Annotated in this window: 12 protein-coding genes; 1 reads left to right on the top strand and 11 read right to left on the bottom strand. The window is 48.8% G+C overall.

All coding sequences use genetic code 11. From position 1 onward, the window contains the following. From ileS to B2899_RS05310, 8 genes are all read right to left on the bottom strand, one after another. A partial coding sequence (gene ileS / locus B2899_RS05345) for an isoleucine--tRNA ligase (protein ID WP_286884411.1) occupies positions 1–2,548 on the bottom strand: 2,548 nt, incomplete at its 3' end. Positions 2,549–2,854: 306 nt separating this feature from the next. Beyond that, positions 2,855–3,349 carry a DivIVA domain-containing protein gene (locus B2899_RS05340; RefSeq protein ID WP_146808018.1) on the bottom strand — a complete coding sequence of 165 codons (495 nt, stop codon included), beginning with the start codon at positions 3,347–3,349 and terminating at the stop codon, positions 2,855–2,857. A gap of 32 nt (positions 3,350–3,381) precedes the next feature. Further along, on the bottom strand, positions 3,382–4,155 hold the full coding sequence (locus B2899_RS05335) for an RNA-binding protein (protein ID WP_146808019.1): 774 nt from the start codon (positions 4,153–4,155) through the stop codon (positions 3,382–3,384). A 4-nt stretch (positions 4,156–4,159) separates the two neighbouring features. Next, positions 4,160–4,423: a YggT family protein gene (locus B2899_RS05330; RefSeq protein WP_146808020.1), complete on the bottom strand. Its 264-nt coding sequence runs from the start codon at positions 4,421–4,423 to the stop codon at positions 4,160–4,162. A gap of 18 nt (positions 4,424–4,441) precedes the next feature. Next, positions 4,442–4,882: a cell division protein SepF gene (locus B2899_RS05325; RefSeq protein WP_146808021.1), complete on the bottom strand. Its 441-nt coding sequence runs from the start codon at positions 4,880–4,882 to the stop codon at positions 4,442–4,444. Positions 4,883–4,908: 26 nt separating this feature from the next. After that, positions 4,909–5,601 carry a YggS family pyridoxal phosphate-dependent enzyme gene (locus tag B2899_RS05320; protein ID WP_286884410.1) on the bottom strand — a complete coding sequence of 231 codons (693 nt, stop codon included), beginning with the start codon at positions 5,599–5,601 and terminating at the stop codon, positions 4,909–4,911. A gap of 9 nt (positions 5,602–5,610) precedes the next feature. After that, positions 5,611–6,438 (bottom strand): peptidoglycan editing factor PgeF, encoded by an 828-nt coding sequence (gene pgeF / locus B2899_RS05315; RefSeq protein ID WP_146808022.1) that lies wholly within the window; start codon positions 6,436–6,438, stop codon positions 5,611–5,613. 65 nt (positions 6,439–6,503) lie between these two features. Continuing rightward, a complete protein-coding gene (locus B2899_RS05310) occupies positions 6,504–6,794 on the bottom strand; it encodes a YlmC/YmxH family sporulation protein (protein ID WP_146808023.1) in 291 nt (96 codons plus the stop codon). 363 nt (positions 6,795–7,157) lie between these two features. Between B2899_RS05310 and B2899_RS05305 the strand changes: the two genes are divergently transcribed. Beyond that, positions 7,158–7,937 carry a basic amino acid ABC transporter substrate-binding protein gene (locus B2899_RS05305; RefSeq protein WP_146808024.1) on the top strand — a complete coding sequence of 260 codons (780 nt, stop codon included), beginning with the start codon at positions 7,158–7,160 and terminating at the stop codon, positions 7,935–7,937. Positions 7,938–8,011: 74 nt separating this feature from the next. Here B2899_RS05305 and B2899_RS05300 read toward each other — a convergent pair whose 3' ends face one another. The 3 genes from B2899_RS05300 to B2899_RS05290 are packed head-to-tail and all read right to left on the bottom strand — an operon-like array spanning position 8,012 to position 10,305. After that, complete coding sequence (locus B2899_RS05300; protein ID WP_286884409.1) at positions 8,012–9,049, bottom strand: hypothetical protein; 1,038 nt, start codon at positions 9,047–9,049, stop codon at positions 8,012–8,014. Next, positions 9,042–9,923 (bottom strand): ABC transporter ATP-binding protein, encoded by an 882-nt coding sequence (locus B2899_RS05295; protein WP_286884408.1) that lies wholly within the window; start codon positions 9,921–9,923, stop codon positions 9,042–9,044. The genes B2899_RS05300 and B2899_RS05295 overlap by 8 nt, the downstream gene beginning before the upstream one ends. Beyond that, a complete protein-coding gene (locus tag B2899_RS05290) occupies positions 9,916–10,305 on the bottom strand; it encodes a GntR family transcriptional regulator (RefSeq protein WP_286884407.1) in 390 nt (129 codons plus the stop codon). Before B2899_RS05290 ends, B2899_RS05295 begins: the two co-directional genes overlap by 8 nt. Between the last annotated feature and the right edge of the window lie 116 nt (positions 10,306–10,421).

The following is a 10,421-nucleotide window of genomic DNA, read 5'->3' as shown; positions in this document are numbered from 1 at the left end:
GCCGCTCTTCCGCTTCCTTCAGCGTTTTTTCTACCGCTTCACCAGGGTAAATTGCTACAGAAGCGGCAAGCGCCTGGCCGATTGTCTTCTCCCGGCGCGCTTCTTCGAGCGCTTTGTTGACCTCGTCGCGGATTTCCACCAGACGGTCCCATTTTGCTTCAAGCGCTTCATCGATCTGCTTCGCGTCTACATCCGGCATATCGGTCAGTTGCACGCTTTCTACTTCAGTTCCAGGAATGTATTTCCATACTTCATCCGCCGTATGCGGGATGATCGGTGCTACCAGACGCACAAGATCCAGCAGGATATCATACATTACCGTCTGTGCGGAACGACGGCGGAGCGATTTCTCCGCATCCGCGTAGAGACGATCTTTCGAGATATCAAGATAGAAGGAGCTCAGCTCAATCGAGCAGAAATTGTGAATCGTATTGTATACCGTATGGAACTGGTACTCTTCATACGCTTTGCGTACTTTCTGGATTACCTTCTGGTTTTTCATCGCCATATAGCGATCCAGCTCGTCCAGTTGCTCATACGGTACGCGATCCGTCTTCGGATCGAATCCTTCCAGGTTGCCAAGCAGGAAGCGGAATGTGTTGCGGATTTTACGGTATGCTTCCGCAATCTGCTTCAATATACCGTCAGAGATGCGCACGTCTGCCTGATAATCCACGGATGCCACCCACAGGCGCAGAATATCAGCGCCAAGCTGGTCCATAATCTTCTGCGGCACGATGACATTGCCGAGCGATTTGGACATCTTGCGGCCTTCTCCGTCCAATGTAAAGCCATGACTTAACACCGCTTTGTACGGCGCCTGTCCGTACACGGCTACCGCAGTCGACAACGACGAGTTAAACCAGCCGCGATACTGGTCGGAGCCTTCCAGATACAGATCCGCCGGCCATGCCAGCTCTTCGCGCTCGCGGAGCACCGCTTCGTGGCTGGATCCGGAATCGAACCATACATCCATGATGTCGGTCTCTTTGCGGAAATGTTTACCGCTGCAGTGCAGGCAAGACGTTCCTTCCGGCACCAGCTCGTCCGCTTCTTTTGCGAACCAGACGGAAGAACCCTCACGGCGGAACAGCTCGGAGATATGGTTGATCGTATCGTCAGTGATGAGCGGTTCGTTGCAATCCAGGCAGTAAAAGATAGGAATCGGCACACCCCATACGCGCTGACGGGAGATGCACCAGTCGCCGCGGTCCGCGATCATGTTATGCAGACGCTGTTCGCCCCAATGCGGCATCCATTTCACTTCTTTAATCGCTTTGAGCATCTGTTCGCGGAATCCGTCAATTGAGGCAAACCACTGCTCGGTCGCCCGGAAGATGATTGGCTGTTTGGAACGCCAATCGTGCGGGTACGAGTGGGTAATGAATCCTAAGTGCAGCAGGGCGCCTGCTTCTCTCAGTTTTTCTGTAACCAGTTTATTGGCGTCTTCATAGAATACGCCTTCGAATCCCGGCGCTTCCTTGGTCATCACGCCTTTTCCGTCGACCGGACACAGAACGTCGAGACCGTATTTCTGCCCGAGATAGAAGTCGTCTTCCCCGTGACCGGGAGCCGTATGAACGCAGCCGGTACCGGCGTCAAGCGTAACGTGCTCACCCGGCAGCAGCGGAGAAGTGCGATCATAGAACGGATGGCGGCATACGACACCTTCAAGCTCGGCACCTTTGTACGTAGCCGTCACTTCATATCCTTCCCATCCGATCGTTTTCGCTACGTTCTCTAACAGGCCGGAAGCAACGAGGAATTTATCCTCTCCCACTTTGACCAGAGAATATTCTAACTCCGGATGAATCGCAATTGCCAGGTTGGCCGGAATGGTCCACGGTGTGGTTGTCCAGATAACGACTTTATCGCCTTCCGCAAGCGTACCGTTGCTCTGAATAACCGGGAATGCCACATAAATGGACGCAGAACGTTTGTCTTTGTATTCAATTTCCGCTTCCGCCAGTGCAGTCTCGGAAGACGGGGACCAGTACACGGCTTTCAGCCCTTTATAGATATAGCCTTTTTTGGCCATTTCGCCAAAGATTTTAATTTGGCGCGCTTCGTATTCCGGCTTCAGCGTAATATACGGATTCTTCCAGTCGCCTCGCACACCCAGGCGCTTAAACTGGTCTCTTTGCTTGTCTACGTATTTGTATGCATAATCCGCACAGCGTTCGCGGAACTCGACTATGCCTACTTTATGGCGGTCGATCTTCTCGTTTTTAATAATCGCATGCTCGATTGGCAGACCATGCGTATCCCAGCCCGGTACGTACGGCGCGTCGAAGCCGGACATCGATTTGGAACGGACGATGAAGTCTTTTAACACTTTATTCAGCGCGTGGCCGATATGAATATCGCCGTTCGCGTACGGCGGTCCGTCATGCAGAATGAACTTCGGACGCCCGCCCGTGCGTGCCTGAACTTTCTCGTATATTTTATTTTCTTCCCACCATGCCTGCATCTCAGGTTCGCGGGTCGGCAGATTTCCCCGCATCGGAAAGTCCGTCTTTGGCAGTTTCAGCGTTTTACTGTAATCCATCCTCGATTCATCTCCCACAGATAAGTATACTAATCACAAAATAGCCTTCCCAGCCCATCTAAACGGGACGAGAAGGCTACTACATATCCCTTTGAAGAAATCTGGTGTATTCTAGAAAGTATAGACCAGTCATTGCCCAAACGTCAACCGATGCCCGTAAATCATTGAAAAAAGAAGGAAAAAGGAAAGAAATAAGAAGGACGGGCGAAAAAGGCCACTGCCCTTTTCTACACTAAAATCTCATCTTTTTCTCTTTTTTTCACCCTATTTCAATGGCATGGTTTGTAACTGATTAGGCATGATGGTTTAATCAGTTATATTTTTAGCCAGGTCTTCTTCGATTTTTTCGAAGTTCTCCCAATCGCCATTGTCAAGCATTTCAAGCTGCGCTTCTAAAATGGAACGGAAACGCATACGATATACGGAAGCGCGGCGCTTCAATTCATCGATCTCGGAAACGAGCTTGCGCGATTTCGCAAGCGCTTCGTTAATCAAGCGATCGGCGTTTTTCTCCGCTTCTTTGATGATGAGTTGCGCTTCTTTACGCGCATTTGCTTTCAATTCATCCGACGTCTCCTGTGCCATAATGAGCGACTTCTTCAACGTCTCTTCGATATTGGCGAATTGGGACAGCTTCTCATTCAGCGTCGCTACCCGCTCTTCGAGCTCGCGTTTCTCCTTAAGCAGAATATCGAATTCTTTAATAATTTGGTCAAGGAATTCATTGACCTGATCCTCATCATACCCGCGAAAGACGCGGCTAAACTCTTTATTATGAATATCTAATGGCGTTAACGACACACCGTTCCACCTCCCATAGATCTTACAAACATTCAATCAAAGACGGCGACTTTCATTTTGATTCGCCCTTTTTTCGTTTCGCCCCCGATTTCGTTCACTTTAAAGCGGCCAAATCCCTTAAACGAAACCACGTCTCCCGCTTCGAGCTGAAACGACGGATCATTAACCTCACGAAAGTTTACTTTCGCCCGCCCATTCTGGATGGGTGCAATGGTTTTAGCCCGCGAAAGACGGTACACGTCTCCGATGACGGCATCAAGCCGGGGCGACTGTACGGTAAACGAAAGCGTACGAAACGATTGCTCAGGCACATCAATCTTATCAAGCGGTTTCGATTCCACCATAACATGGATTCGGTGAACCTGGGTCATATGTAAACGCACATACTCCGCAATTTCCTCTGCGACCAAAAGCTGCGCGCCTTCCTTATGGACAAGTATATCCCCAAATTTTTCCCTCTTTATACCTAACCCAAGCAACGAGCCGAGATAATCGCGATGCTCAAGCGTAAGAAACTGATTGCTTCCTTTTACCTCAAGCAGCTCTACCCCGAACTCTTCTTGTGTCGGCTCCATATATTGCGGATAAAGTACGATCCGCACGCGCTCGGCTCCTTCATATCCGCCAAACTCCGCAACATATACCCCCGCCTCGCGGTTTGCAAGCGACCGAACGATAAACGCCTGACGTGGGTCAAGAAAATCCGTACGGATAACTTCGTACCGATCACGGACACGACCCGTCCACTCCAGCACCCGCTCGACGAACGGGTGCTCATCCCGTCGGAAATGCTGATACAGACTCATCACCCTACACCAGCGACGCCAAAATGCTAAGCAATCCAATTCGTGCAAAATGCAGCGCAAACAGCGCGACAATCGGAGAAATATCAATCATACCGAGCGGTGGAATAAAGCGGCGGAAAATCTGTAAATACGGCTCTACCAGCCGTCCCAGCATCTCTCCGAACGATGTTTCACGTAACTGCGGAAGCCAGGACATCAAAATATAGACAATGATCATGTAATAATAGACATTGAACGCAAATTCAATAATCCCGAAAAGTTGACCCATTTCCTCACCTCAACTACTTTAACCTCTGTCATCAAACATCATTTCCGTGATGTTGCCCTGCATCTCCATATGCTCGGGCAGGCACACAAACGTCTTATGGCCGACGCGCTGAATGTTTCCATTAATAGCGTACACTGTACCGCCCAAAAAGTCGATAATCCGCTTCGCCTGTTCGGTAGGAACGCGCTGTAAGTTGATGATAACGCCACGTCTGGAGCAAAGGTGATCCGCAATCTCCTGCACTTCTTCATATGACTTTGGTTCCACCAGCATGACACGGGGCGTCTGTTCTTTCACGGCGTGCAGGCTGACGACGTTGCCGCTCTGGCGGCCCCTGCGCGGCTTTACGTAAGACTCTTCCTCTTCTTCGTATTCCGCCTGTTCGTCGATAATTTCTTCATATACTTCCGGCTCGCCACCAAGCCCAAAAAACTCTCTGATTTTATTAACGACGCCCATGTTCATCGCTCTCCTTACTCATAATTTCAATTTCGTTCATCACCGACCAGCGTAGAACCCAACCGAATGAACGTTGCCCCTTCCTCAACGGCGATGTGGTAATCGTTCGACATCCCCATGCTCAAATGTTCAAGCGGAAGTTCCGGATACTTCTCTTTCATACGATCGCGAAGCTCGCGAAGTTTCCGGAAGAGCCATCTTGTCTCTTCCGGATCTTCCACATAGGGTGCCATTGTCATAAATCCGCTCACTTCGATGTGCGGCATATCGCGAAGAATCATAAGAAAGTCCGGCACATCCTGAGAATTTAGGCCATGCTTCGTCTCTTCGCCCGAAATATTTACCTGTACCATACAGCGGGTGACAATGTCTTGCTGAGCGCCGCGCTTATTCAACTCTTTCGCCAGGGAGAGACGGTCGAGCGAATGCACATATGTAAAGCGGCCGATCATATCCCGCACTTTATTCGTCTGCAAGTGGCCGATGAAATGCCAGGTAGCCGCTTCCGCACCCAGCGCTTCCCATTTAGGCACCGCATCCTGCGTCCGGCTTTCGCCGATGTGCCGGATTCCCGCCTCAAGCGCTGACCGTGTTGTTTCTAAAGAGACATATTTGGTGACCGCTACAATCTGCACCTCAGACGGATTGCGTCCGACACGGTCGCAACAGGCTGCAATGGTTGCTTGTACTTGTCGCAAGTTTTCTGCAATATATGACAACGTCTTTCCTTACCCCTCTTTCAGTGCAATAAAGGCCGCCATCCGGCCTGTTTTTCCATTTTCTTTCCGATGGGAGAAGAATAAATCTGTTCTACAACTTGTACATAAATGACTCACTTCGATACAGCCGGGCAAAATTCCTGCTTCTTCAAGCAAAATTCGATTCGTTTCCTGCAAATTCAACATGTATTTTCCTGCTTCCGATCCGGCAACCAGCACGCACGAAGATTTATCCCCTATGACTTCTTTTATCCGGTCAGCTACCATATCGCTGACTTCATAACAGCATGCGCCAATAGACGGGCCAATCGCAGCGAAAATATCTTCCGGCCTCGTGTTCCATGTCCGCGCTATCGTTTCCACCATTCTCGGGCCAATACGCGCTACCGTTCCCCGCCATCCCGCGTGCGCCACCCCAATCACCTGTACTTCGGGCGCATAGAAAAACAGAGGAACACAATCCGCATAAAACGAGGCGAGAAATACATTGGCTTTATCGGTAAGCAATCCGTCGGTCCTGGCAATGGCTTCTTCGTTCGCCATCCGGCCCGCACCCACGTCACTATCCGCGATAATGCGAATTTCATTTCCATGCACCTGGTCTGCACATGTAAAGGACGCGTAGGAAAATCCATTCTCCTCCGCGAGCTTTCTTCTATTCTCAATTACATGCTCCGGGATGTCGCCCACGTGCAGCCCGCAGTTGAAGCTGTCAAACGCCTCCTGGCTCGCTCCGCCCTTCCGGGTGGAAAAGCCGGCTACAAGCCGGGGCCATCTGCGCTCCCAATCGGTCAAGCGCAGCATGAACTCCCGCTCCTGCATGACAAATGGATCCATTCTCTTCCCTCCTCATAAGAATCTTACCATTCTCTCTCTTATAAGAAAAGAAAGGAATGCGAGCATTACGGGCGATATCCGCCTTCTCCGACTTCCGGCTTGACCAACGGCATCACGTCATCGAGCCGGACAAGAATGACATCCTTACCGATCTTAACGATATTACGCCATGGTATGGTGATCTCCTCCCCTCCGCCAAACAATCCAAAGAACTTACCGTTTCCCTTCCCCGGTACGAAGATCGCTTCGACCCGTCCGGCTTGAAGATTGATTTCCAAATCGGTGACCTGGCCCAGGTTCTTCCCATCCAATATATTGACCACATCTTTCTCTTGAAATTCCGAAATTTTGACCATATCCTTTTCACCTCGCAATGTACATGCACCGTGCATAGCATTTGTCTAGTAGTATGAAAGAAAAAGGCCTTCACCTTTTTCTACATTAAAAGCTTCTCCTCATCCTTTCCTCTCTTTCCTTCGAACCACAAAAGTCAGCCCTCCTTGCCATCATTTTCATGTCGGGGCGATGGCTGAAAAGTGATGGCGCTTTGTTTCTTTACGCACTCTGCTGTTGATAGTATATGTTCTAATATTGAGAAATGTCCTAAAAGTACTTCTTCTCTCCCAGGTACTTGTCAGAATACATACCCGGCTGTATACTTATTCGCATATGTTTATGAATAAACAATTATGCGAATAAATCGGGAGGTCAATATAGTTATGAAAAGGAAAGTTTCACTAGTGCTGCTCGCATGTCTGTTCATATTCATGCTTGCCGGATGCGGCGGTGGAGCAAACGAAACAGGCAAGACTGCAGGTGAAGAGAAAATCGTAATCGGAACGGATGCATCCTTCCCGCCATTTGAATCGATGTCGCCGACGGGCGAGCCAGAGGGCTTCGATGTCGATTTGATTAAAGCGATTGCCGAGTCACAAAACATAAACGTCGAAGTAAAACATACCGGATGGGATCCGATGATGGCGGGTCTTGAAGACGGCTCCGTGGATGCGGCTATCGCCGGTATCACAATTACTGATGACCGTAAGAAAACGATGGAGTTTACCGCTCCCTACTTTACTGCTAAGCAGGTCATTCTTGTGAAAAAAGACGCCCCGGCCGTAAGCACAATCGCCGATTTGAAAGGAAAGAAAATCGGCGTTCAGTCCGGCACGACCGGCCAGTTTCTGGTGGAAGACAAGCTGGGTAAAGGCTACAGCGGACTCAAAGGCTACGAAGAAGTGGCAGGAGCCATCGAAGATATGAAAAACGGCCGCATCGACGCTGTGGTGGCGGACAATGCAGTAGTGAAAAAATTTACAGAACAACTAAAATTAGATAACGTAAACATTATCGAAGACAAAGCAGCCGGACAGGAGCAGTACGGAATCGCCGTGAAAAAAGGCAACAAAGAGCTGCTTGATAAGCTGAATAAAGGACTTACCGCTGTAAAAGAAAACGGTAAATATGATGAAATCTACAGTAAATATTTTGGAAAATAATCGTTCAACAATAAAGCTGCCTCCCGCCATGCGGGAGGCAGCTTTTCTTATGCCTTTCTTCTTTTCCGGGATGCTTATACTTTCAATCGTACCTTCATCAGTCTTTCCATGACAATTAATGTCACAAGCCCGCCGCCGATAAACCCAAAATAATACGGCAGCAACAGCGCATTCGGACTGCGGTCCAGATCGGGAACGAACAGAATCGTGAAAAACATGCCGATTGCCAAAGCAAAGCATAATGCGACCCCTGCTTTAAATACAGCCTGCAGTTGACGAAACAAAATAATCCGTCCATTATACTCAAGCCGATTGCGCTGATAGCAATACAATCCAAGCGGTAAGAACAGAGCAGTATAAAGGAGAGGTCCCCACATGTGAGCAATATACACCCCTGCGTTTTCTACCCCTTCACGTATTCCCACCACATGAAAGAATAAACTCATATCCATCATCACCTGGAAAATAGGATTACTGAATACATGGCCCGCATCCCAGCGAAAATTAACGTACACGAAAAACATAAGAATTGTCATAAACCCGACAGGGAAAATACTGAAGATAGCCGTCAAAATTGCCTGTGCAAACGCGCTTCCAGTCACCGTACCCACAAACAAGGCAAACGTATAAAGTCCGGTCAACACGATTATAGTAAAAGCAAAATCTTTTATATGATACAGCACATTAAAGTGATCGGAAAACGGCGATAGCAAAATAACAAGCGCATCCACCACTTCATTGGCAAACAGAGATGCTGCCAGAAATGTAACCCCGATACCCCACTTCACCATAAAAATGCGCCTGCGGGAAAACGGGAGAGAAAACGTAAAATCATTCAGCAAGTTCCGGCGCTCCATTCCGATGAATGAAGTGGCCAGTAATACTATCAGCCCTGCCAGCGCGCAATTGCGCATAAAAAGCAGCCCATATGAAGCGCTATAGAACGACTCAGCAGTCAAATCTCTGTTATACATTCCTTCATAAGGAATAAGTTTATTCCATATCACAAACCCCCGTGCTACCCCCATAAACAGGAGACAGATGACCGGCAGCATCCAGAGAACCGGTTTCGCCTGCCGATACTCTTTCATCCACAATGCATGATTAAACATGTCGCTCCCCTCCCAGTTTAAAGTCAAACAAATCTTCCAGACGAATCGGCATTGCCTCAAACAGCAGCGGGTCCTCCTCTTCAAAGAGACGCAGCGTGTCTGTCCCTTCTTCTTCAATGAGTACCGTATACACGCGGCCCACTTTGCTGATAACTTTGACATTCGATCGATTGAATAGATGGGACGGTGCTTCATCTTTAAATACAACCTGCAATTTATGCAACGTATCTTTCAATCTTTCAAGCACGGTCACTTCTTCTATCCGCCCTTCTTTCAGCCAGATGACCGTATCGGCAATACGCTCGATTTCTTCCAAATGATGCGACGAGATGATAAGCGATGTACCCGATTCCGCCACTTCTTCCACCAGATATGCCAGTACCTGCTTTTTCACGATCGGGTCAAGTCCGTTCGTCGGCTCATCCAGCAGGATAAGCGACGCGCGTGTAGAGAATGCTACAACCATCGCGGTGAGCGCCTTCATTCCTTTGGAGAAATGTTTGACTTTTTTCTGGCGGGGCAGGTCAAACCGCTCCATCAAATGTTTATAGTATTCCATATCAAAATTTGGATATATCGCTGCATAGAAACGAGCCCACTCGTCAGGCGTATAGCCAACGAACACTTCAGTAGAGTCCGGCACATAGACGAAATTGTGCCTGCATTCCGGTGTTCGGTGCACATCTTTCCCTTCAAATTCCACGCACCCATCTTCCGGATCTAAAATTCCCGTTATCGTCCTAAGCAGGGTCGTTTTCCCCGCCCCGTTGCGGCCCAGAAGTCCAGTGATCGAAGAACGCCCGACTTCAAACGAAATATCGCGCAGTGTAGGACGGCCATCCATCTCTTTCGATAGTTGTTTCACACTAAGCATGCTTCTCCCTCCCCAACTCCTTCATATATTCATCCACCCACTGTTTAAACTGTTCAGCATCAATGCCAAGATAGAATGCCTCGATTGCCAGTTGTCTCAACGAGTTCTGAAACTGCTCCAGCCGCTCCTGCTCCATGCGCGGCACTGGATGCCGGGAGACAAACGTTCCTTTGCCGCGCAGCGTCTCAATGACACCGTGGCGTTCCAATTCCTGATACGCTTTGCTAACGGTATTTGGATTGACTAGAAGATTTGCCGACAACTCCCGTACGGACGGAAGCTTTTCACCGCCCTGCAGCACGCCCTTCAAAATCGCTTCCTTCATCTGCTGGACAATCTGTTCGTAAATCGGCAATGGACTCCGTTCGTTAATTGTGATCAAAACGTCTCTCCTCTCTTTATGTATTAATTGTATTATTTATAATAGTACACTTAATACAATAATCAAATTACCTATTCGTGTCAACTTTTTCTGTGAAAATTGTGAGGAAAGAAGGA

Source organism: Aneurinibacillus sp. UBA3580, from assembly GCF_002375825.1.
GTDB classification, from domain to species: domain Bacteria; phylum Bacillota; class Bacilli; order Aneurinibacillales; family Aneurinibacillaceae; genus Aneurinibacillus; species Aneurinibacillus danicus.
The sequence above is the reverse complement of the archived record's forward strand: the minus strand, read 5'-3'. Positions and strand labels throughout refer to the sequence as shown.

Excerpts from the sequence above, each read along its gene's own strand:
- B2899_RS05335 (WP_146808019.1), bottom strand. The coding sequence starts at position 4,155 with ATGAGTCTGTATCAGCATTTCCGACGGGATGAGCACCCGTTCGTCGAG.
- B2899_RS05330 (WP_146808020.1), bottom strand. The coding sequence starts at position 4,423 with ATGGGTCAACTTTTCGGGATTATTGAATTTGCGTTCAATGTCTATTAT.
- B2899_RS05325 (WP_146808021.1), bottom strand. The coding sequence starts at position 4,882 with ATGGGCGTCGTTAATAAAATCAGAGAGTTTTTTGGGCTTGGTGGCGAG.
- pgeF (WP_146808022.1), bottom strand. The coding sequence starts at position 6,438 with ATGGATCCATTTGTCATGCAGGAGCGGGAGTTCATGCTGCGCTTGACC.
- B2899_RS05310 (WP_146808023.1), bottom strand. The coding sequence starts at position 6,794 with ATGGTCAAAATTTCGGAATTTCAAGAGAAAGATGTGGTCAATATATTG.
- B2899_RS05305 (WP_146808024.1), top strand. The coding sequence starts at position 7,158 with ATGAAAAGGAAAGTTTCACTAGTGCTGCTCGCATGTCTGTTCATATTC.
- B2899_RS05300 (WP_286884409.1), bottom strand. The coding sequence starts at position 9,049 with ATGTTTAATCATGCATTGTGGATGAAAGAGTATCGGCAGGCGAAACCG.
- B2899_RS05295 (WP_286884408.1), bottom strand. The coding sequence starts at position 9,923 with ATGCTTAGTGTGAAACAACTATCGAAAGAGATGGATGGCCGTCCTACA.